Here is a 21,325-nt window from a genome sequence, read left to right as displayed (position 1 = left end):
ACGTCGGTCGGAGTTCGGGGGCGCGGGGACGGACGAGCGCGCGCGCCGAGATGCGAGTGCGAGTGCGGGTACAGGTGATGACGCGGGCCGGAGGCCCGGACAACGGGGGTACGTGGCGATGACCGGCAGACTGCGCATAGGCATAGCCGCGGCCGTCGCGCTGCTGCTCACTTCCACGGGGCTGCTGCGGCTGCTGGCGCCGGGCTCGTGGGTCTGGCCGATCGTGCTGGCGGTCATCGTGTCCACCGCCTCCGGCGAGCTGTTCCGCCGGCTGATCCGGCCGCGGCCGCTGGTGGTGCTGGCCCAGACCGTCGTCGTGTTCTGGTACGACATGGTGCTGCTGGCCCACGACGAGGCGTTCGGCGGCGTCCTGCCGACCTGGGCGGTGTTCCGGGAGCTGGGCGACCTGTACTCCAGCGGCGCCCACGACATCCGTGACACCGTCATCGGCGGCCAGGCCACGCCCGGCATAGCCGCGATCCTGGTGCTGTCGCTGAGCGCGCTGGCGGTGCTGGTGGACGCGCTGGCCGCGACCTACGCCGCCGCCCCGCTGGCCGGCCTGCCGCTGCTGGCGCTCTACCTGGTCCCGGCCACCCGCAGCGGCGGCGGCTACGACTGGCTGGCGTTCGGGCTGGCCGCGGCCGGCTACACCGCGCTGCTGTCCGCCGAGGGCCGCGACCGCCTGGGCCGCTGGGGCCGGCCGCTGGTGCACGCCGGACGGCAGCGGGCCGGCGCCGACGGCAAGCCGGTCGCGGCGCCCAAGGCCCGCGTGGACACCGGTCCGATCGCCGCCACCGGGCACCAGATCACGATGTACGCACTGATCGTCGCGGTGCTCGCACCGCTGCTGCTGCCGACGATATCCGGCGGCCTGTTCGGGATCGGACCGGACAGCGGCAACGGGAACGGCGACGGGCACAAGAAGGACAACGGCTCGTTCAGCCAGGTGCTGAACCTCAAGAACAACCTCGGTGCGGCGTCCGACGACCCGGTGCTCGACTACCAGGCGGGCAAGCCGGAGTACCTGCGGCTGCAGACGCTCGACGTGTTCGACGCCAAGGCCGACGTGGCCTGGGCGCCGGACCCGAACAAGCAGCTGACGCAGATCGGCACCGACGGGACCGTCTCGGCGGGCGTCCCCGGGCTGGCCGGCGACATCACGCCGCCGAAGACGGTGCAGGTGCAGGTCAAGTACGTCTCCGACCAGACGACCAAGATCGAGAAGACCGACATCAGCTCGCTGCCGGTGCCCTATCCGGCCCAGGTGGTGAACGCCCCGCCGGGGTTCCAGGTCGACCGCGACTCGCTGGCGATCCTGGGCACGGCCTCGGTCTACAAGGGCATGCCGTACAGCGCGACGGTGTTCGACACGACCTCCTTCGCCCCCGCCGACCTGGCCAAGGTCACCGGGATCACCGGGGACGACAAGACGCGCTACAACCTGGGCATGGACCTGGACGCGAAGGGCATCCCGGCGGACGTGGCCGCCCAGGCCCAGACCATCACCAAGGGCATCGCGAACCCGGTCGCCCAAGCGCAGGCGATCCAGGACTTCTTCCAGAAGGGCAACCGCTTCAGCTACTCGCTGAGCGTCCCGTCCGAGGACGGCGTCGGCGCGATGGAGTACCTGCTGAAGTACAACAAGGGCTACTGCCAGTTCTACGCCGAGACGATGGCCGCGATGGCGCGCTCCCTGGGCATCCCGGCGCGGGTCTCGGTGGGCTTCACCCCGGGGCAGCCCATCAGCGGGGACAACTACGAAGTCCGGAAGCACGACTACCACGCCTGGCCGGAGCTGTTCTTCCACGGCATCGGCTGGCTGCGCTTCGAGCCGACGGTCGGCATCACCAACGCCCTGGTCAGCGGCGGGCACGGCGTGGTCCCGAACTACAGCACCAACACCAGCGGCAACACCAGCACGGGGCCGTCGCAGAGCCCGAGCACCTCGGCACCGTCGGGCGCCGGCGCCTCCTCGGCCAGCAACTGCCCGGTGAACATCCGCAAGTTCAACGGCTGCAACGACAACAGCCAGACCGGCGCCGCGGCGGCCGGGCCCAAGCCGAAGTTCAGCTGGCTGGGCTGGTTCGGCGCCGTCCCGCGCTTCCTGGAGTACTGGCTGTTCGGCGGCTCCGGCTACGCCATCGCAGTGCGCTTCATCCTGCTGGCCCTGCTGCTGATCGCCTCCGTCCCGATGCTGCTGCGCATCGCCCGCCGCCGGGCCCGCGGCAAGCTGGCCGCCGGCCTCAGCCGCCGCGCGGGACGGCGCGGCAAACCGGGAGCCGAGGACGAGGACGGCCTCGAATGGGAGTCGGCGGACGCGCCCACGAACCGCCGGCCCGAGGAGGACCCGGAACGCCGACGGATCCTCGCGGCCTGGGACGAGGTCCGCGACAGCGCGACCGACCTGGGCTACGCCTGGCCCACGTCGGAGACCCCGCGCCGCAGTGCCGAGCGGATCATCAAGCAGGCGCACCTCTCCCGCCCGGCCCAGGACGCGATGGGCCGCGTCACCGGCCTGGCCGAACGCGCGAACTACGCCCGCACCCTGCGCCGCCCGACGAACTCCGGCGCCGCACCGATGCCGGACCTGATGGACGACGTGAAGGAGATCCGCGCCGGCCTGGCCGAACCGGTCTCCCGCCGCACCCGCATCCGCGCCACAGTGATGCCGCCCTCGGCCCTGGCCGCCCTCCGCGAGCGCCGCGAAGACTTCACCGGCCGGGTGTACGAGAGGGTGCAGGGCGCCGGCACGCGGCTCCGGGCGCGAGCGCCGCACGGGCGGCGGCCGGGGTCTTCGTCGGAGGGGCGGGGGTCGGAGGAGAAGACGCGGCAGTAGCAGGGAGATGACGAGGCCGGCGCGGTTGATCTCAGTATCGGCCGCGCCGGCCGATGCGTAGGCGATGACGTGATCAGCAGAAAAGCTCGGCGCTGTGGTCGGCGGGTGTTATGAACCGCGGCACGACAAAAGCCGGGCCCCAGTAGGGACCCGGCTTTAAAGCTCTCTCAGAGGTTGCCCTCGTCGCGCCGCCGCTGCCAACGCTCCTCGAAGCGGCGCATCGTCGGCTGGCGGGGCTGGCCGGGCGACCGGCCGGGCTTGCGGGCGGCGGCGCGGACCTTGCGGCGCGCCACCGGGACGATCTCGCCGGGGGCGGGGATCCGGCGCCAGCTCGCGTAGGCCAGCCAGGCGCAGCCCAGCATCACCACGAAGCCGGCCACGCTGAGCGGGATCTGGGAGATGACGACGCCGGCCACCAGTGCGCCGATGCCGAGCACGAACCCGATCACGGCCAGCAGGGCGCGGCGCCGGAACAGCGCGCGCAGATCCGCTCCCTGCAGCGCGGAGGCGAACTTGGGGTCCTCCGCGTGCAGCGCGCGCTCCATCTGCTCCAGCAGGCGCTGCTCATGATCAGACAGCGGCACTTGGCCTATCCTCCCAGCATCCACAGCCACCCATCGGCGGTGACTGTCTTAAGAATAAGCAGACCCCGGGGTCTACGAAAGCTCCCATCAGAGACAGATCCTGTGACCCCTTCACCCGAACGATGCCCTGGTATGCGCTGTGCTACGCATGGGGTGATCTCGGTGTCGGGGGCGCTTTCGGATCCACCCCTTACAAGAACGTTCCCGGGCCGGAAAAGGTTCGCTCCGAAGAGCCGGGAGATCAGTTGTAAGCACGTATTAAGAAGTGATCTTACGTGTCGGCCGAGAGGCCTGGGACGGGACCGCTACGCCGGGCTCTTGCGCGCCAGCACGTGCAGCCGCCCGGCCACCGCGCGGAACTCCGGCCGGTCGGCGACCGCCGCCTCCAGCGCCGCGAGGTCCGAGGCGGCCTGCGGGTCGGCGTCCACCAGCGCCCCGGGCACCAGGTCCGTGAACACCCGCACGCCGTGCACCGACTGCACCACCAGCCCCGCGTCGCCCACCAGCCGGGTGAGCTGCTCCTCGTCGAAGCGGGCGGCCAGCGGGTCCTGCGGTCCGAAGCGGCCGGTCGGGTCGGCCAGCGCGCGCCGGGCCTCGGCGAAGTGGCCGCCGAGCGCGCGGGCCACCACCGCGGCTGCGCGGTTGGCCGCCAGCACGCTCACCACGCCGCCGGGGCGCAGCACGTCGGCGACCGTCGCCAGACCGGCCGCCGGGTCGTCGGCCATCTCCAGGACGCCGTGGCACAGGACCAGGTCCACGCTCGCGGGCTCGACGTACTCCAGCAGCCCGGCCAGGTCGCCCTGGACGGCGCGCAGGGCGTCCTTGGGCACGCCGCTCTCGGCGGCCCGGCGCTCCAGCGCGGCCAGCGCGTCGGGGCTGGGGTCGACGACGGTGACCCGGTGCCCGAGCTCGGCGATCGGCACGGCGAAGCCGCCGGTGCCGCCGCCGACGTCGAGCACGTCGCGGGGCGCGGAGTCGTCGAGGACGGTGCGCACGGCCTGCCACAGCACGGCGGTGCGGGCCTGGGCGCGGCGCGCCGCGGCCGGACCGGTGGCGGCCGGGCCGGCGGCCGGGCCGGCGGATCCGCCCGGTCCCGCGGCGGCGCCTTCGGCGGGTCCCTGGGCGGCGGGGGTGGCGGTCGCGCTGGCGGCGCTGTCGGCCATGAGGGGTGCACTCCTGCGGGTCGGCTCGGGCTCGGCGGGGCCCGACTGCGCCCGGCTGGGACTCGGCTCGGCCGGGGAGACAGGCTCCGGTGCCAGCGTAGTGGACCGGGTGGCCGGTGGTCCGGGGTGTCTCGCAGGGCGTCGTGGCCGGTCGGGGCGTCCGGGTCACCCGAGCGGACCTGCGGTGGTCCATCCCGCGCTCCGGCCCGGCCGGCTCCGCGCCCCGCCCCACCTGTCACTCTTGTCCACTCCTGTCACTGCCAGCAGATGTCAGTGGCCCGGTGCACGATGGAGACGTGCGCCGGCTGCCCTCGATCTTCCACGTCGATCTGGACGCGTTCTACGCGTCGGTGGAGCAGCTGCACAAGCCGAGCCTGCGCGGCAAGCCGGTGGTGGTCGGCGGGATCGGGAACCGGGGTGTGGTGTCGACCGCGTCGTACGAGGCGCGGGCCTTCGGCGTGCACTCGGCCCTGGCCACCGGCATCGCCCGCCGCCGCGCGCCGAACGCCGCCTACCTGATCCCCCGCTTCGGCGCGTACCAGGCGTACAGCGAGCGGGTCATGGCCCTGATGCACGAGCTGTCCCCGCTGGTCGAGCCGCTCAGCCTGGACGAGGCGTTCATCGACATATCACACTTATTCGAACCACTTGACACCGAAAGCACGCATTCTGCGACACTGAGAGCACAACGGATAGCAGCGGAACTGCGGGACCGCATCAAGACCGAGACCGGCCTGACCGCCTCCGTCGGCGCCGGGACCAGCAAACTCATCGCCAAGATCGCCTCGGACGCCGAGAAGCCGGACGGTCTGGTCGTCATCGAACCCGGGACCGAGCAGACCTGGCTGGACCCGCTGCCGGTCCGGGCCCTGTGGGGGGTCGGCCCGGCCACCGCGGACCGGCTCCGGAAGATCGGCGCCACCACGGTCGCCGAGCTGCGCACCCTGAGCCGGAACGAACTGACCGCCGTCGTGGGCGCCTCCTACGGCAGCACCCTCTACGCGATCGCCCGAGGTCAGGACGACCGCGACATCAGCACCGACCGCGAGATGAAATCGGTCAGCGTCGAGGACACCTACGCCGAGGACCTGCTCGACCCCGCGACCATCACCGCGCACATGGACGACCTGGTGACCCGCCTGGGCAGCCGGATCCGCAAGGCCGGCCGGTCGGGGCGGACCATCACGATCAAGGTGCGGGGCCACGACTTCACGACCGTGTCCCGCAGCGAGACCACGCCCAACCCGACCGACGACCCCGCCACCATCCGCGCGGCCACGCACCGCATGCTCCCCGGCGCCGTGGCCGCCGCCACCCAGACCGTCCCGGGCGTCCGGCTGCTCGGCGTGGGCCTGTCCGGCCTGGCCGAGTGGGCCCAGCTCGACCTGTTCGCCGCCGACGACGAGCCGGCCACCGGGCTGGACTTCTGGGAGCAGGCGGCGGAGCCGGGACCGGCGGCCGACGACGGCGACTTCGACATGCCGCGGGGCACGGTCATCGAACCTGATCCCGAACCTGCCCCAGATCCCGAACCAGATCCCGAGCCCGAGCCCGAACCCGGACCCGACCCGGCCGACGTCACGACCCCGGTCGACACCGTCGAGGGCGAACGCTCGCCGCGCCAGTTCGGCCCGCTGCCGCCCGGTACGCGCGGTGCCGTCGAGACGGCGGTCGGCGAGCGCCGCTTCCTGCCGGGCCAGGACGTCGCGCACGACGAGTTCGGCAGCGGATGGGTCCAGGGCAGCGGTCTGGGCCGGGTGACCGTGCGCTTCGAGAGCCCGTGGTCCGAGCCGGGCCGGATCAAGACCGTGTGGGCCGACGATCCGGCGCTTCACCTCGTCGACGCGGCCGCCGTCGCCCGCGAAGCCCTGGCACTGCTCGCCGACCCCGACACCGACGCCGATCCCGACACAGATCCCGATCCCGATGCCGCCCCGGCCTGATCCGCCCGCGAGGCACACCCCCACCCCCGGCGTTAGCATCGGCAGCATGACTGAAGAGCCCACCAAGACTGAGGTAGTCGACAACGAACTCGAAGACCGCTTCGAGATCTGGTACGGCGACGAACTAGCGGGTTTCGCCGCCTACCGGCGCCGCGCCGGGGGAACGGTCTTCGTACACACCGAGATCGAGCCGAAGTTCGAGGGCAAGGGCCTGGGGTCGGTGCTGGCGCGGCAGGCGCTGGACGCGACCGTGGCGCGCGGGGAGCAGATCATCCCGGTGTGCCCCTTTATCGCCGCCTACCTGCGCAAGCACCCCGAGTACGACGAGCACGTGGAGTGGCCCGCGCCGTGAGCGACCTGGAAGCGAACCCCGCCGAGCAGGACTGCCCGGCCAAGGACGACCCGGGTCCGGTCGTCGAGTTCCACGAAGCCCGCGACGTCCCGCTCGGCGGGGTCCGAGGCGTGCACGTGATGCGCGCCCTGCCGCAGCGCGTGCTGCCCACCGTCGGCGCCTGGTGCTTCCTGGACCACTTCGGGCCGCAGGCCTCGGCGATGAACGTCAACCCGCACCCGCACATCGGCCTGCAGACCGTCACCTGGCCGTTCCAGGGCGACGTGCGGCACCGCGACAGCGTCGGCTCCGACGTCGTGGTGCGGCCGCGCCAGCTGAACATCATGACCGCGGGCCGAGGGATCGCGCACTCGGAGATCGGCATCGAAGCCGGGCAGGTGGGACACGGCCTGCAGCTGTGGACCGCACTGCCGCGGGAGCACCGCGACACCGCCCCGCACTTCGAGCAGCACCGGGACCTCCCGGTCTACGAACTCCCCGGTCTGCGCGCGCTGGTCTTCCTCGGGACGCTGGACGACGTCACCTCCCCGGCGACCACCTACTCCCCGATCGTCGGCGCCGACATCACCGTCAACCCCGGCGCGTCGGCGACGATCCCGCTGACCCACTACCACGAGCACGCGGTGATGGTCATCGACGGGGACCTCACGGTGGCCGACTCTGACACCGAGACCGACGTCCCGCCCGGGCCGCTCCTCTACCTCGGCACGGGACGCAGTGAGCTGACGCTCACCAGTCGCGCCGGCGCACACCTGATCCTGCTGGGCGGCGAGCCGTTCCGCGAGGACATCGTCATGTGGTGGAACTTCGTGGGGCGTACTCATGAAGACATCGAGGAAGCCCGCAATGACTGGGAGAAGCGCAACCTGGAACGCTTCCCGGACATCGCAGGGCACGCAGTCGAGGAGCGCATCCCCGCGCCGCCTCTGCCGGGCATCCGCCTCAAGCCACGCAGTCGCCCATCCCGCTGAAACGCTAAGGGGCGCCCACAGAAGTGAGCGCCCCTTAGTCCGACATCAGACCGCTGCCCAACCCGGCATCGGGTACTGCGCCATCAACTCCCGCACCTGCCCGGCGATCCGCGGGTACGCCTCGGTGTCGCCCTTGGCCGCGGCCTCCACGGTCTCGTCCATCCACTGCGCGACCTGCCCCATCTGCTCCGGCTTGAGCCCGCGCGTGGTGATCGCGGCGGCGCCGAGCCGGATGCCCGAGGGGTCGAAGGGCTTGCGCGGGTCGAACGGCACCGAGTTGTAGTTCAGCTCGATCCCGGCCGCGTCCAGCGCCTTGGCGGCCACCTTGCCGGTGACGCCCTTGGGCGTCAGGTCGGCCAGGATCAGGTGGTTGTCCGTGCCGCCGGAGACCAGGTCCCAGCCGCGCTCGGTGAGCCCGGCGGCCAGCGCCTTGGCGTTGGCCACGACGGTCGCCGCGTAGGTCTTGAACTCCGGCTGCGCGGCCTCCTTGAGCGCCACCGCGATGCCGGCCGTGGTGTGGTTGTGCGGGCCGCCCTGCAGGCCGGGGAACACGGCCTTGTCGATCGGTGTCGCGTACTCCTCGGTGGTCAGGATCATCGCGCCGCGCGGACCGCGCAGGGTCTTGTGCGTGGTCGTGGTGATGACGTCCGCGTAGCCCACCGGCGAGGGGTGCGCGCCGCCGGCGACCAGGCCCGCGATGTGCGCGATGTCGGAGACCAGGATCGCGCCGATCTCCTTGGCGATCTCGGCGAAGGCCGGGAAGTCGATGGTGCGCGGGATCGCGGTGCCGCCGCAGAAGATCAGCTTCGGGCGCTCCTTCAGGGCCAGGTCGCGGACCTCGTTCATGTCCACGATGCCGGTCTCGCGGGAGACCCCGTAGGCCACCGGGTTGAACCACTTGCCGGTCACCGACACCGGCGAGCCGTGCGTGAGGTGGCCGCCGGCGGCCAGGCCGGCCCCCATGAAGGTGTCGCCGGGCTTGAGGAACGCCAGGTACACCGCGAGGTTCGCCGGCGAGCCGGAGTACGGCTGCACGTTGGCGTGGGCCACGCCGAACAGCTCCTTGGCCCGCTCGATCGCGATGTTCTCGATCGGGTCGATGAACTGCTGGCCCTCGTAGTAGCGGCGGCCGGCGTAGCCCTCCGAGTACTTGTTGGTCAGGACCGTGCCGGAAGCCTCCAGAACCGCGGCGGAGACGTAGTTCTCCGACGCGATCATGCGGATCTTCTCGTACTGGCGGCGCGCTTCGTCCTCGATCAGACCGGCGATCTGCGGGTCTTCCTGGGCGAGCTCGGGAATGGCGGGCGAGTGCATGTGATGCCTCCTCGGGCGTCATCGTCCGGAAGGACACCCAGGCGCGCGGTGCCCGCTACATCGATCGCTTCCCGGTGGTCGCTTCCACCTCCACACACTCCGCTCCGGAGACATCCCCGGAGAAAAGCGTGCGTTCTGCGCCAGTCGCGATGGGTAGATGCTATCGCTGCGCGGGTTCCAAGAGCGCCACGCATTCCACATGCCGAGTCATGGGGAACAGATCGAAGGCCCGCAGGTTCGTCAACTCATACCCGGCCTCCGCGAAGTACGCGACGTCCCGCGCCAGGGCGGCCGGGTCACAGGCCACGTAGGCCACGGCGCGCGGCGCCAGAGCGGCGATCCGGGCGCAGACCTCGCGTCCGGCACCGGCGCGCGGCGGGTCCAGGACCACGAGGTCGGCGCGGTCCGGCGCGTAGCTGTCGTCGGCGAGGACCTCGTCCACGGAGCCTTCCACGAGGTCCACCCACGGGAACTCCGTGCTCTCCTCTTCGTCCTCCACGAACCCGAGATTGTGCGCGGCGTCCTTGACCGCCTGCCGGTCCAGCTCCACGGCCAGCACGGTGCCGTCCTCGCCGACCGCCTCCGCCAGCGGCACCGCGAACAAGCCGACACCGCAATAGAGGTCCAACGCGGACTCGCCCGCGCGCGGCTTCAGGAAGTCCAGGACCGCTTCGGTCAGGACGTCCGGGGCCGCCGGGTGCACCTGCCAGAAACCGCTTCCGCTGACCCGCCAGGTGCGGCCCTCTGCGACCTCGCGCACATAAGGACGTCCATGGATGCGCTGCACACCGGAGATGTGCGTGTTCCTGGAGACGCCCCGCAGCACCGACACCTTTACGTCAGCATCCACATAGGGCATCTGCTCGCCGCGCTTCGGCGTGACCACCAGAGCCCGGTCCGCGGAGCCGGTCGCGGCGATCACCTCGACCGTCTCCATACCCGGCCAGCTCCTCTGCAGAGCGCCGACCTCGTCCACGCCGGAGGACGCAATAGCGCACTCCTCTACAGGGACCACCTCATGCGAACGGTGCTTGCGGAATCCCAGACTCCCCTCGGGGTCCACCGCGAACTGCACCCGGGTCCGCCAGCCGAACGGCGAGGCGACCTCCTCGACAACCACCTCGCGGTCCAGCTTCGCCAGCCGCCGCAGCTGCTCGGCGACGATCTCGCCCTTGATCCGCAGCTGCGCCTCGTAGCTCGCGTGCTGCCAGTCGCAGCCGCCGCACATCCCCGGCCCCGCGTACTCGCACGGCGCCTCCACGCGGTCCTCGGAGGCCTCCAGCACCTCCACGGCGTCGGCGCGCCAGAACGAGTCCTTGGAGTCCCCCTCGGTCACCTCCGCGACCACCCGCTCGCCGGGCAACGCGTGCCGCACGAACACCGCACGCCCCTCGTGCCGCGCCACGCAGAAACCGCCGTGCCCGGGCGCCCCGACCTCGACCTCGATCCGGGTCCCGACCGCGTCGCCGGGGCCGCGCTCCGCGGTGGCGCGGCGGGCGCCGCCAGAGCCTCCGGAACGGCGTTCGGGGGCGGCGGGAGCGGCAGGAGCGGCGGAGCGGCGGTCAGCAGGTCGTTTCACATCGCAAGCCTAGGGGTAGTCCAGGCTGCTCACCGCCGGGCTCGGAAACAGGGGCTCACGCCCCGTAGTACCGTCGAGTTACGAACATCGAAAGTCCGTCGTCCGAAGTCTCCCGAGAGGGTCGAACGTGCACGTCGTCATCATGGGGTGTGGCCGGGTGGGCTCCACCCTGGCGCACAGCCTGGAGGATCTCGGCCACACGGTCGCGGTCATCGATCAGGACCCCGGGGCCTTCCGCAGGCTCAGCCCGCACTTCGGCGGCCGCCGGGTGACCGGGGCCGGATTCGACCGCGACACCCTCGCCGAGGCGGGGATAGGGGACGCCGGCGCCTTCGCGGCGGTGTCCAGCGGCGACAACTCGAACATCATCGCCGCGCGGGTGGCCCGCGAGAACTTCGGAGTGGAGAACGTCTGCGCGCGCATCTACGACCCGCGCCGCGCGGAGATATACCAGCGCCTGGGCATCCCCACGGTGGCCACCGTGCGCTGGACCGCCGACCAGATGCTGCGCCGGCTGCTGCCCACCGGCTCGACCGAGGTCTGGCGCGACCCCAGCGGCCAGGTGGCGCTGGTCGAGGTGCACACCTCGCCGGCGTGGATGGGCCACCGGGTGGCCAAGCTGGAGGACGCCACCGGCCAGCGGGTGGCGTTCCTGACCCGGCTCGGCGAGGCCGTGCTGCCCGCCTCCGACACCGTCCTGCAGGACGGCGACCTGGTGCAGGTCTTGGTGCACCCGGCGGACGTCGCCCGGGTCGAGGAAGTTTTCGCGAAGGGACCGGGCGCCTGATGCGTGTCGCAATCGCCGGAGCCGGCAACGTCGGCAACTCCATCGCCAAGGAGCTGCTGGAGAACGGCCACGAGGTCCTGCTGATCGACCGCGACCCGTCGCGGATCGCCGTGGAGGGCCTGCCGACGGCCGAGTGGCTGCTGGCCGACGCCTGCGAGATCTCCTCGCTGGACGAGGCGGCCCTGCAGCGCTGCAACGTGGTGGTCGCGGCCACCGGCGACGACAAGGCCAACCTGGTCGTGTCGCTGCTGGCCAAGACCGAGTACGGGGTGCCGCGCGTGGTGGCCCGCATCAACCACCCCAAGAACGAGTGGATGTTCGACGAGAAGTGGGGCGTGGACGTCGCCGTCTCCACCCCGCGCCTGCTCTCGGCGCTGGTCGAGGAGGCGGTCTCGGTCGGCGACCTGGTGCGCCTGCTCCGCTTCAGCCAGGGCGACGCGAACCTGGTCGAGCTCACCCTGCCGAAGGACACGGCGCTGGTCGGCGTCACGGTCGGCGAGGTCGACTGGCCCGAGGACACCGCGCTGGTGACCATCATCCGCGGCGGCCGGGTGCTGATCCCGACGGCCGAGGAGCCGCTGGCGGCGCTGGACGAGCTGCTGTTCGTGGCGCACGTGGACCGCGAGGAAGAACTCGAAGAACTGCTCTCCCCCGCTACGCCCGCGTCCTGAGCGGAAACGCTATAGCGATGTACACGTAAAGGTCCGCAGGAGTTCGGTCCTGCGGACCTTTACCTCTGTACGGTGGCAAATGAGATGGAACCACAGCAATTGGGAGCTCCCCAGCGGCGGATCCTCCTGGCCGCGGCCCGCGTCCTGGCCGACGATCCGGCGGCGAGCATGCAGCAGGTCGCCGACGAGGCCCAGGTGGCCCGCCCGACCGTCTACGGCTGCTACCCGACCAAGGTGGCACTGGTCGAGGCGATCGGCCACGAGGCGGCCAAGGAGTTCGCGGCGGCCCTCGGCCACGCGCGGGCCGCCGGCGACGGCGCGGCCGCGACCCTGGCGCGCCTGATCCGGGAACTGGCCAGGATCGGCGCCGACTACCCGATCGTGTTGCAGACCCCGCACACCGAGGACGTCGACGACCTCGTCGCCCGCGTCGACGAGCTGATCGAGGACGGCCAGGCGGCGGGTGAACTCCGCGGCGACGTGGCCTCCGACGTCCTGCGCCACGCACTGTTCGGCGCGCTGTCGGCGGGACTGCGGCTGGCTCGCGACCCGGAGCGGCCGCAGGTCGACTCCGACACCGTCGGGACCCAGATCGCCGCGATCGTCGTGGAGGGGATGCGCGCGGGGACACGCGAAAAGGGAGCCCCTGCGTAGGGGCTCCCCATGGGATTCGCTTAAGCGTTGGCGAGCTATTGCTCGGCCGCGGTCACTCGCGCGGTCTCCGCAGCCGCGCCGGCGTCGGACTCGTCCTCGTCGGTCACCGGCATCACCGGCGGCGGCGCGTTCTTGATCCACTGCCACGCGACGTACAGGCACGCGAGGTACGGCGGGTAGCCCAGCGCGAGCCGGGCCACGCCGAGCGCCGTCGTGTGGTGCGTCAAGTACAGCGGCACCTGCACCGCCAGCTTCACCGCGAACAGCCCGGCCAGCAGCCACGTGGCCTTGGTGAACGCCTTCAGCCGCCCGGGCACCTGGCGCCAGGTGGTCATCTCGCCGGTGATCGGGCCGATCATCAGGCCCGCGATCGGCCACCGCACCAGCGCGGTGATCGAGAAGAGCAGGAACGAGCCGAGATTGATCAGGATGCCCGGCAGGTAGTAGTTCTGCGCGTGCCCGGAGAACTTCGCGAACGCCGCGCACACGATGACGCCGAACAGGCCGGACAGCGCGTGCTGCAGGGTCTCCTTGCGCAGCAGCCGGATGACGAACATCACCAGCGCCACCGCCACCGAGCCGATGACGGCGGGGTTGAGGTTGTTGGTCGCGGTGTAGACGATCAGGAAGCAGATCGCCGGGAGCCCCGCGTCGGCCATCCCCATCTTGCCGCCGAACGCTTTCTTGACGGCGTCCTCATAGGCCTTGGTCTCGGCCTGCTTGGCCTGCGCGTCACGCTCGGCCTGACCGGGGGCCTCGTCGCCGACCAGGACCTCGGTGCCCGGCGCCGCGTGCCGGGGCCGGCTCATCGGTTCGGCACGCTGGCCGCTCTCCAGGGACATACTGCGAACTGTAGCGGGCCGAGCTGTACCAAACAGGACTGCTCGGCCCACCAATCACTCCAGGGAGCGGATTACCGCCGCTCGGTAATCTCCGGCCCGCGCTGGAACGGGTTCAGGTCGCCCTGCGTGTACTGGTTGCCCTCGGCGTCCTCCGGCGCGGCCTGCTGCTGCATGGCCTGCTGCGCCTCGGCGGGCATCCGCAGCGGGATCGGGTCGCGCGGGGCCATCGGGGAGTTGCCGCGGCTGACCACGGTGTCGCGGAACACGTGCTCTATGTCCAGGGCCTCCTTGGGCTGCACCGCGCCCTGCCCGGACACCACGCCGCGCAGGAACCACCGCGGGCCGTCCACGCCGATGAAGCGGACCAGCTGGATGCCGCGGCTGCCGTCCGGCGCCTGCACCGGCACCTGGGCCCGCAGCTCGATGCCGAAGGGTCCCTCGCGCTCGTCGACGGTGCCGCCCTGCTTGGAGATCTCCAGAGCGATCTCCGCGCGGACCTCGGCCCAGATGCCCTCGCTGCGCGGCGCGGCGAACGCCTGCAGCTGCACCGCGGACTGCCGGGCCACGACCGTGGCCGCGATCACCTGCTCGGCGTCGGCCATCTCCAGCCGCAGCTCCATGCCCTCCACGGCCGGCACCAGGAGCGCGCCGAGGTCGACACGGCCGGCCTTGGGGTCCTCGACCTCGTTGAAGTCCCAGGGGCCCGCAGCCCGCGAGACGTCGGCGAGGCTGATCTTGCGCTCCTCGTCCTTGATCTCGCTCAGGTCGCCGTAGGCGTCCGCCTCGCTCACTTTGTCGCGGCGGTCCGCGTCGCCCTTCTGTCCGCGTCGGAAAACCACGGCTTCCCACTCTCTCTATCTCTGCGTCCTGAGACGCAACGCTCTACTCCACGGGGCGCCACCCGCCCCGGCCGCCAGGGCCGGCAAGGCCACGCCGACGGACACGGTTCTAGCCCGGCCCACTCCAGAACCGGTTTGGTGCACGGTCGTCACGCGAGACCTCGGCGAGAGTACCGTCACTCGGCCTCTCTCCGGGAAACGCGCGGGATCTACGCAGGTGTTCCCGCAGCCGTGCCCGTCGAACCGAAACCACCCTCACCGCGATGCGAGCCCGGGAGTTCGGCGACCTCGTGGAAGACCGCCCTCTCGACCCTTTGTACTACAAGCTGCGCCACCCGGTCGCCCCGCTTGAGCGTCACCGGGTGCACCGGGTCCAGGTTCACCAGGATGATCTTGATCTCGCCGCGGTACCCGGCGTCCACCGTGCCCGGGGCGTTGACCAGCGCGACCCCGCAGCGCGCCGCCAGACCCGAGCGCGGGTGCACGAAGGCCGCGTAGCCGTCGGGCAGGGCGATGGCCACGCCGGTGGGCAGCACGGCCCGCTCTCCGGGGGCCAATGTGGCGTCCACGGTGGTCAGCAGATCGGCCCCGGCGTCCCCCGGATGGGCGTACGAGGGCAGCGGCAGGGCGTCGTCGAGCCGCCGGATGAGGACGTCGACCCCGGGCACTACGGGTTGACCTCGAAGGCGCGCGCCGCCCGGAGCTGTTCCGGGTCGTGCATGGCTTCCTGCACGTCCTCCAGGCGGCCGTTGTTCAGGAAGTGGTCGACCTCCACCTGGATGAAGATCGCGGTCGCCCGGACCGCGACCTCGCCCTCGGGCCCGTCGAGGCGGCCGACCGCCGAGGTGTAGATCTTGCGGCCGGAGATGCCGTCGCACTGCGCGGTGATGTGCAGCGTGGTGCCGACCGGGACCGGCAGCAGGTAGTCGGTCTCCAGGCGGCCGGTGACGGCGATCGCGCCGATCAGCCAGTTCACGGCGCCCAGCGCCTCGTCGAAGGCGAGGGCGAGCAGGCCGCCGTGGGCCAGGCCGGGCGCGCCCTGGTGGTTGTCGGTGACGGTGAACTCGGTGGTGACGCTCAGTCCCTCGCCGACCGTCGAGGACACCCGCAGGCCGCCCAGCGCGTCGTCGCCGCAGCCGAAGCAGCGCGAGTAGTGCGAGCCGAGCTTGGTTCCCGGTGCGGGGGCGTTCGGGTGCTTGTCCGGCATCACAGCGTCGGCCGGCGGAGTCGTGGAGGCAGGTCTCACGGTGAGGAATCTACCGGCACGACCGCGGCGCGTCCGACCGGCGTGGCCACGCTCACACCCGGACGGCAATCGATCGACACCCCCCACGGACACCCTCCGTATCCGTCTCGTATCACCGTGGCTGATATCCAGGTCGCGGCCGCGTCCTACCTTCCTGGGTATGAAGTCCATGAAGAGCCCTGAAACGGACGACCTTCCGGAGATCGGCGCCCTCGTCCGCGACGCCAGCGGCCGGATCGGCCGACTGATGGCCTACACCCGCGCCCGGGCGTGGCTCCGTCCGCCCGGCGGGGGCCGGGAGTGGGACGTCGAGCCCGACACCATCACCGAGATCCCCGGATGGGACACGGCCGGTGCCGGAAAGGAGGGGGCGGTCCAGGACCGGTGACGGTCTCCTCAGAAGGATGTGGGAGATTGTCGGCATGGCAGACAAGGCCAAGGCCAGCACGAAGGCCAGTACTTACGAGGAACACCTCACCGCGCCCGCCGGATGGTGGGCCGTCACCGCGATGGCCGGCATCATGGGCGGACTCGTCTTTCTCCGCGTGAACCCGGCCGCGGCCCTGGCGGCGGCGATCGTCACGGCGGCGCTGTGCGGCGCGCTGGTCGTCGCCTATGGACGCGTCGGAGTGCGCGTCCACGACGGGTTCCTGGAAGCCGGCCCGGCACGTCTCCCCCTCACGGCGCTCGGGGCAGCCACCGCCCTGGACGCCGAGGCAGCCCGACGGCTGCGGACCACGGAGGCCGACGCGCGCGCGTTCATGTTGTTGCGCGGCTACGTGAGCACCGCCGTAAAGGTGGACATCACAGACCCCGAGGACCCGACGCCGTACCTGTACCTGTCGACGCGGCGGCCGGAGAAGCTCGTGAAGGTGCTCTCCGCACGCTGAGGTCCGCGCACCAGCCTGCGCACCACCCCCGCGTTACTCGCCCGTTCGCAGCAACTTCCGTCGGCATTCCTTGACCCGCGCCGGGCCGGGCACAGATCCTGGGCGAGGCCCTCTCCCCCGATGGAGCCTCCAGACCGTCCGCTACAGGCTCCGCAGAGCCCGTAGAGCCCTCTCAGAGCCCATATAGGCGCCACAAAGGTAAAGGCCCCGCGAACGCGGGGCCCAGGGGCGCAGAGACTACCTCGCGACGACGCGGTCAGGCGCAGTCCTTGCAGATCATCTCGTTGCCCTTTTCGCGCGCCAGCTGGCTGCGGTGGTGCACCAGGAAACAACTGGTGCACGTGAACTCGTCCGCCTGCCGTGGCAGCACGCGCACCGACAGTTCCTCGTTGGACAGGTCGGCGCCGGGGAGTTCGAGCGACTCGTTGTCGCCCTCGTCCAGGTCGGCCAGGCCCGCAGCCTTGTCGGTGCGGCGGGCCTTCAGCTCCTCCAGGCTGTCCTCGTTGAGGTCGTCGTCGGTCTTGCGCGGTGTGTCGTAGTCGGTAGCCATTCTTGATCCCTCTCCCCTGACGGCTGTTTCGTCGTCGTGTTGGTGCTGTGTTCAGTGCGGCGACGGCGGTGGCGCCCCGACGCGGCCGGCACAAGCGGTGCGCTACCGTCTGCGCTCGGGCGCCGTCGGCGTTTCGCCGTCAGCGCAGTAACGCGGAAAGGAGCGCAATTGTGCCCGCTGAAGCGCAGATTGTGCCGTACTTCAAGACCCGTTACGCAATCGACACCCCGGAACAGACCCGAACAGGTGATCCGGAGGCCTGATCCCCGGCCCCATCCGTCCTACCTCGTCCCGTTTCGTTCCGGACATCACAGCAGCCACACCCAGGAAGGATGACGAACCATGGCCGTCTACGCAATCGGCGACGCAGTGCCGGAAATCCACCCCGAGGCCTACATCCACCCGGACGCGACCGTCATCGGCCAGGTCAGCGTCGGTGCCGGCAGCACAGTATGGCCTGGTGCGGTACTGCGGGGCGACTACGGACGGATCACCGTGGGCGACCGTACGTCGATTCAGGACGGCACAGTGGTGCACGCCACTGAGACCTTGCCCACAGTGATCGGATCGGACTGTGTTGTTGGTCACATCGCGCATCTGGAGGGGTGCGTGGTAGAGGACGGCTGTCTGATCGGATCGGGTTCCGTGGTGCTGCACCGGGCCGTGGTGCGCACGGGGGCTCTGGTGGGGGCGAACGCTGTCGTGAGCAACAACGTGGAAGTCCCCTCCCGCGCGATGGCCCTCGGCGTGCCGGCGAAGATCCGCGAGAACGCGGTGCCGGCGGGCAGCTTCGACGACGCGGTCGCCCGCTACGTGGCCAACGGGAAGCGGTACCGCGAGGAACTGCGGCGCATCGACTGACCACCGGCCTTCCGCCCAGCCCTCTCGTGTTCGTCCCCGCTGCCCATCAATCCAGCTCCGGCTCCGGCTCCGGCTCCCGGCCGCACCGAAACCGGGCGGAGCCTAGCAGAACCGAGCAGAACCGGGCACATGGTCATCCCGCGCCCTTAAGCGTTCTGTCTGCGCGCCTTCTCCCTGGACGCGCTCCAGAGGCCGCCTCAGGAGATGTGCATCCGCCCCGCCATGCGCCGCAGCCGCTCCCGCTGGCTGCGCCGCTCGTGGCTCAGCAGCGAGCGCACGGCGGCCTTCGCGACCGGGTTGTTGCGCACCAGCAGCGGGGCGATGCGCTCGGCCCGCTCGATCTCGTCCAGCGCCTGGTCGTAGCCGCCGTAGTAGATCCAGCCGCGGGCGGAGTCCAGATGGAAGCGGCCGCGGCGGGAGGCCGGGAAGTTCGGCGGGATCCTGGTCTGGGACGCCAGCGCGACGGCGCGCGCCCCGTCGCGGATCTCCACGGCCACGGCGAGCTTGTGCAGATCGACGTTGGCCGGGCAGAAAGCGAGCTTGTACGGGTCGTACCCTTCGCCGAGGCGGTGCGCGGTCTCGTCGGCCAGGCGGATCCGCTGCCATGCCTCGTCCTCCTTGGACGACAGCGCCGCGGTGATCGCCGCGCGCAGTTGGAGCGAGCCCCACACCGACGCCTGCTCCTTCTGGCGCGGTTCGCCGACGAAGCCGATCGCGCCGTCGATCAGATCCAGCGCGTCGGGCCACAAGTCGGCGGCCCACAGGTCGCGCACCCGGAGGTAGTCGAAGACCACTGACAGGCACGGGTCCCCGGCGCGGTCCGCGGCGGCGCGGAAACGCTCTGTGGTGAGCGTGGAGAGGTCGTCGTAGCCCAGTTCGTGGGCGACGGTGTCGGCTTCCTTGTAGGCGCGCGCGAGGAGGCCGTGTAATCGCTCCGATTCCTCCCCCGCCGGGGCCACGTAGGCCGCGGCGTGGATCTCCCGGATGAGGTTCGGCGCGGCCTCCCCGAGGTCGGCGTAGCGCGCCGCCATGCGCAGCACCGCCAGATGCTCCACCGCGGCCTCCAACTCCCGGCGCGACCGCGGTTCCACCGGCCAGTCCGGCGGGAGGTCGTGCCGCGAGACCACGCGGCGCAGGGCCGGGATCGCGCGGTGCCCGCGGTCCTCGGCGGGGGTGCCGGGGTCGTAGGGGCGTCCGGTGATTTCGTTGGGATAGACCTTCAGGACACTCGCGGCGCGTACGATCAGGGTCACCGAATCGAGCTCCAGATCGCCGTTCTCGATGCCCGACACCCAGCCCTGGGAGCGGCCCATGAGCTGTCCGAACTCGGACTGCGTCAAGCCGGCACGCTTGCGCAGCCGGCGGATCCGCCCGCCGTCGGGTTCCTGCTCGTAGGTCACCATGCCAGGCCTCACAATGCGGTCAATGAGGAACATCCCGTATACGGGCCCATCGTCCGCCCCGGCGCCGTGGCGTTCGTGCACGGACGGCAGAATGTCCCCGACGAGCCGGGAGGTTCCCTGTGCCAGTGCTCTACCTCGTCGCCTGCGGCGCGCCGCCCGCGGCCGAGCTGTTGTCCCATCCCGAGGCGGTGCCGGGCCTGCAGGCCGACGGCTGGACCGTGTGCGTGCTGTGCACGCCGGCCGGAGAGCGTTTCCTGGACCCCGCGGCGGTCTCGATCGCGACCGGCTATCCGGTCCGCGTGGAGCAGCGCCAGCCGGGGGAGCCGGACGTGCTGCCGTCACCGGACGCGATCATGGTCGCGCCGGCGACCTTCAACACCCTCAACAAGTGGGCCCTGGGCATCTCCGACACCCTGGTCCTGGGCATACTCAACGAGCACCTCGGCGCGGGCCTGCCCATCGCGGCGACCGTGTGGGCCAAGGACGAGTTGCAGAAGCATCCGGCGTTCGACGGCCACGCGCAGCTGCTCTTCGAGAGCGGCGTCCGCTTCATCCAGCCGGAAGACGGCGTTGCGCAGTTCCCCTGGGGGCAACTGCGCAACGCCATGGCGGAACTCCTCACAGACTGAGGAAGCCGCCGAGAGGATCAGAGGATCGACCGAGATCAACCGAGGACGGTCACCCCGACGACCATGCCCATGGCCGCGTGCGGCAGCCCGGTCTTGTCATCGGGCACGAGGCAGAAGGCGATGTAGCGCCCCGGATCGGCCTGGACCTTGAACCAGCCGCCGTGGCCCGGCGCCACGGCCCCGTGCCCGCCCTCGAAGACGAACGGCGGCGGACCCGGGTTCACCGGCGGCGTCGCGGAGGAGGCGACGAACCACGCCTTGGCGTCGTCGACCGTCTTGCCCGGCAGCAGCTTGCCGAGGTTGACCTCGTGGTAGTCGGTGGCGTCGGTGTCCTCGAACCGGACCACGGTGCCGTGCACCAGGTAGCGCGGCATCGTGTAGGTCAGGTCGTGGCCCCGGATCACGAAGGACGACTCCGCCGCCTCCCGGTCGTCGGCCGCCGCCCACTCCGGCACCGTGCCCCGCACGTCGAAGGACTTGTACATGCCCAGGAAGATGTGCGGCACGCCGCCGGGGCCGGGCACGAAGCAGGTCACGACATAGGTGCCGCCCCGCAGGACGTCCCACACGTCCTGCCGGCCGCGCGGCGGGACGACGGGGTTCGCGCCTCCGGCCGGCACACCGTCCGCGAACAGCGCCGCGTTCGCGTTCGGGCCGTGGATGTCCGCCTGCCACTGCGCGAACGTGACACCGTCGTTGAGCCGGAACAGCTGCGCCTGGTGCAGATCGGTGCCGCGGTTCTCGAACCGGATGTGGACGACGCCGGCGGCCAGGACACCGTGCGTGTCGACGTCGTACGTCAGCGGCTCCACGGCCGTGACGTCGACCTGGTGCGAGAGCCGGACATGCGCGTCAGCGGGACCCGCGATGCCGACGAACGCCAAGGCCGCGGCCACCGCGACGACGACGGCCCGCCGGACCCGGCGCGGGATGGGGTGAAGGTGATTCAGCACACTGCCGATCATCCCGCCGAAGCGGACATAACGGGAAAATACCGCCGCACGCAGTCACCCGTTCGCGAGACGGAGCCAGGGCCGCCACGCTCAAAGACCACCGGATCGGAGTATTCCGCTGACGCCGTGGCCGAGCGCCGGCGCACCGCCCGCGCGTCTCCGGCCGACCCACCGGCGCACCTCTGGCACATCTCCCCAGGCACATCTGGCGCGCCGCGGGGCTTCTCCAGCGCACCACCGGCGCATCGCGGCGCGCCG

General features: G+C 71.2%; 22 protein-coding genes and 1 riboswitch. Of the genes, 11 read left to right on the top strand and 11 right to left on the bottom strand.

All coding sequences use genetic code 11. From position 1 onward, the window contains the following. Positions 1-118 precede the first annotated feature (118 nt). Positions 119-2,836, top strand: a complete 2,718-nt coding sequence (locus tag ABH935_RS45300) for a transglutaminaseTgpA domain-containing protein (protein ID WP_370384193.1) — start codon at positions 119-121, stop codon at positions 2,834-2,836. A 167-nt stretch (positions 2,837-3,003) separates the two neighbouring features. On the opposite strand, the gene ABH935_RS45295 is transcribed toward ABH935_RS45300, so the two are convergent. Both ABH935_RS45295 and ABH935_RS45290 read right to left on the bottom strand, forming a co-directional pair. Further along, positions 3,004-3,420: a DUF3040 domain-containing protein gene (locus tag ABH935_RS45295; protein WP_194911869.1), complete on the bottom strand. Its 417-nt coding sequence runs from the start codon at positions 3,418-3,420 to the stop codon at positions 3,004-3,006. A gap of 305 nt (positions 3,421-3,725) precedes the next feature. Further along, a complete protein-coding gene (locus tag ABH935_RS45290) occupies positions 3,726-4,583 on the bottom strand; it encodes a methyltransferase (RefSeq protein WP_370384192.1) in 858 nt (285 codons plus the stop codon). Positions 4,584-4,864: 281 nt separating this feature from the next. Between ABH935_RS45290 and ABH935_RS45285 the strand changes: the two genes are divergently transcribed. Genes ABH935_RS45285 through ABH935_RS45275 form a run of 3 tightly spaced genes read left to right on the top strand, consistent with a single transcriptional unit; the run spans position 4,865 to position 7,849 of the window. Beyond that, positions 4,865-6,526: a DNA polymerase IV gene (locus tag ABH935_RS45285; RefSeq protein ID WP_370384191.1), complete on the top strand. Its 1,662-nt coding sequence runs from the start codon at positions 4,865-4,867 to the stop codon at positions 6,524-6,526. Positions 6,527-6,572: 46 nt separating this feature from the next. Beyond that, on the top strand, positions 6,573-6,878 hold the full coding sequence (locus ABH935_RS45280; RefSeq protein ID WP_370384190.1) for a GNAT family N-acetyltransferase: 306 nt from the start codon (positions 6,573-6,575) through the stop codon (positions 6,876-6,878). After that, positions 6,875-7,849 carry a pirin family protein gene (locus ABH935_RS45275; RefSeq protein ID WP_370384189.1) on the top strand — a complete coding sequence of 325 codons (975 nt, stop codon included), beginning with the start codon at positions 6,875-6,877 and terminating at the stop codon, positions 7,847-7,849. Before ABH935_RS45280 ends, ABH935_RS45275 begins: the two co-directional genes overlap by 4 nt. 45 nt (positions 7,850-7,894) lie before the next feature. Here the strand turns inward: ABH935_RS45275 and glyA are convergent, their stop codons facing one another. After that, positions 7,895-9,163: a serine hydroxymethyltransferase gene (gene glyA / locus ABH935_RS45270; RefSeq protein WP_370384188.1), complete on the bottom strand. Its 1,269-nt coding sequence runs from the start codon at positions 9,161-9,163 to the stop codon at positions 7,895-7,897. 28 nt (positions 9,164-9,191) lie between these two features. Further along, a riboswitch (ZMP/ZTP riboswitch) is annotated at positions 9,192-9,321 on the bottom strand. Between the two features lie 2 nt (positions 9,322-9,323). Then, positions 9,324-10,742 carry a class I SAM-dependent RNA methyltransferase gene (locus ABH935_RS45265; RefSeq protein ID WP_370384187.1) on the bottom strand — a complete coding sequence of 473 codons (1,419 nt, stop codon included), beginning with the start codon at positions 10,740-10,742 and terminating at the stop codon, positions 9,324-9,326. Between the two features lie 127 nt (positions 10,743-10,869). On the opposite strand from ABH935_RS45265, the gene ABH935_RS45260 reads away from it, so the two are divergent. The 3 genes from ABH935_RS45260 (at position 10,870) to ABH935_RS45250 (ending at position 12,854) form a co-directional block, all read left to right on the top strand. Beyond that, a complete protein-coding gene (locus ABH935_RS45260) occupies positions 10,870-11,529 on the top strand; it encodes a TrkA family potassium uptake protein (RefSeq protein WP_370384186.1) in 660 nt (219 codons plus the stop codon). Then, a complete protein-coding gene (locus ABH935_RS45255) occupies positions 11,529-12,200 on the top strand; it encodes a TrkA family potassium uptake protein (RefSeq protein ID WP_370384185.1) in 672 nt (223 codons plus the stop codon). The genes ABH935_RS45260 and ABH935_RS45255 overlap by 1 nt, the downstream gene beginning before the upstream one ends. A gap of 84 nt (positions 12,201-12,284) precedes the next feature. Next, positions 12,285-12,854 carry a TetR/AcrR family transcriptional regulator gene (locus ABH935_RS45250; RefSeq protein WP_370384184.1) on the top strand — a complete coding sequence of 190 codons (570 nt, stop codon included), beginning with the start codon at positions 12,285-12,287 and terminating at the stop codon, positions 12,852-12,854. A 35-nt stretch (positions 12,855-12,889) separates the two neighbouring features. On the opposite strand, the gene ABH935_RS45245 is transcribed toward ABH935_RS45250, so the two are convergent. The 4 genes from ABH935_RS45245 to ABH935_RS45230 all read right to left on the bottom strand — a co-directional run bounded on the left by ABH935_RS45245 (position 12,890) and on the right by ABH935_RS45230 (position 15,742). After that, positions 12,890-13,696, bottom strand: coding sequence for a DUF3159 domain-containing protein (locus ABH935_RS45245; RefSeq protein ID WP_370384183.1), 807 nt, complete (start codon positions 13,694-13,696; stop codon positions 12,890-12,892). Between the two features lie 71 nt (positions 13,697-13,767). Beyond that, positions 13,768-14,535: a DUF3710 domain-containing protein gene (locus tag ABH935_RS45240; RefSeq protein WP_370384182.1), complete on the bottom strand. Its 768-nt coding sequence runs from the start codon at positions 14,533-14,535 to the stop codon at positions 13,768-13,770. Positions 14,536-14,744: 209 nt separating this feature from the next. After that, positions 14,745-15,203 carry a dUTP diphosphatase gene (dut, locus tag ABH935_RS45235; RefSeq protein ID WP_370384181.1) on the bottom strand — a complete coding sequence of 153 codons (459 nt, stop codon included), beginning with the start codon at positions 15,201-15,203 and terminating at the stop codon, positions 14,745-14,747. Beyond that, the gene (locus ABH935_RS45230; RefSeq protein ID WP_370384216.1) at positions 15,203-15,742 is read right to left on the bottom strand and encodes a PaaI family thioesterase; all 540 of its coding nucleotides are present in this window, start codon (positions 15,740-15,742) and stop codon (positions 15,203-15,205) included. The genes dut and ABH935_RS45230 overlap by 1 nt, the downstream gene beginning before the upstream one ends. A 199-nt stretch (positions 15,743-15,941) precedes the next feature. Between ABH935_RS45230 and ABH935_RS45225 the strand changes: the two genes are divergently transcribed. Together ABH935_RS45225 and ABH935_RS45220 are read left to right on the top strand one after the other, a co-directional pair. Beyond that, on the top strand, positions 15,942-16,169 hold the full coding sequence (locus ABH935_RS45225) for a hypothetical protein (protein WP_370384180.1): 228 nt from the start codon (positions 15,942-15,944) through the stop codon (positions 16,167-16,169). Positions 16,170-16,203: 34 nt separating this feature from the next. After that, a complete protein-coding gene (locus ABH935_RS45220; protein WP_370384179.1) occupies positions 16,204-16,671 on the top strand; it encodes a DUF3093 domain-containing protein in 468 nt (155 codons plus the stop codon). A 256-nt stretch (positions 16,672-16,927) separates the two neighbouring features. Here the strand turns inward: ABH935_RS45220 and ABH935_RS45215 are convergent, their stop codons facing one another. Continuing rightward, complete coding sequence (locus tag ABH935_RS45215) at positions 16,928-17,221, bottom strand: DUF4193 domain-containing protein (RefSeq protein ID WP_194911845.1); 294 nt, start codon at positions 17,219-17,221, stop codon at positions 16,928-16,930. Positions 17,222-17,563: 342 nt separating this feature from the next. On the opposite strand from ABH935_RS45215, the gene ABH935_RS45210 reads away from it, so the two are divergent. Then, positions 17,564-18,082, top strand: a complete 519-nt coding sequence (locus tag ABH935_RS45210; protein ID WP_370384178.1) for a gamma carbonic anhydrase family protein — start codon at positions 17,564-17,566, stop codon at positions 18,080-18,082. Between the two features lie 197 nt (positions 18,083-18,279). Here the strand turns inward: ABH935_RS45210 and ABH935_RS45205 are convergent, their stop codons facing one another. Beyond that, complete coding sequence (locus tag ABH935_RS45205) at positions 18,280-19,485, bottom strand: helix-turn-helix domain-containing protein (RefSeq protein ID WP_370384177.1); 1,206 nt, start codon at positions 19,483-19,485, stop codon at positions 18,280-18,282. A gap of 119 nt (positions 19,486-19,604) precedes the next feature. Here ABH935_RS45205 and ABH935_RS45200 point away from each other — a divergent pair, with 119 nt between their 5' ends. Continuing rightward, on the top strand, positions 19,605-20,114 hold the full coding sequence (locus ABH935_RS45200; protein ID WP_370384176.1) for a flavoprotein: 510 nt from the start codon (positions 19,605-19,607) through the stop codon (positions 20,112-20,114). Positions 20,115-20,149: 35 nt separating this feature from the next. Here ABH935_RS45200 and ABH935_RS45195 read toward each other — a convergent pair whose 3' ends face one another. After that, positions 20,150-21,067 (bottom strand): hypothetical protein, encoded by a 918-nt coding sequence (locus ABH935_RS45195; protein ID WP_370384175.1) that lies wholly within the window; start codon positions 21,065-21,067, stop codon positions 20,150-20,152. Positions 21,068-21,325 lie beyond the last annotated feature (258 nt).

The organism is Catenulispora sp. GAS73 (assembly GCF_041262085.1).
In the GTDB taxonomy this organism is placed as follows: domain Bacteria; phylum Actinomycetota; class Actinomycetes; order Streptomycetales; family Catenulisporaceae; genus Catenulispora.
The sequence above is the reverse complement of the archived record's forward strand: the minus strand, read 5'-3'. Positions and strand labels throughout refer to the sequence as shown.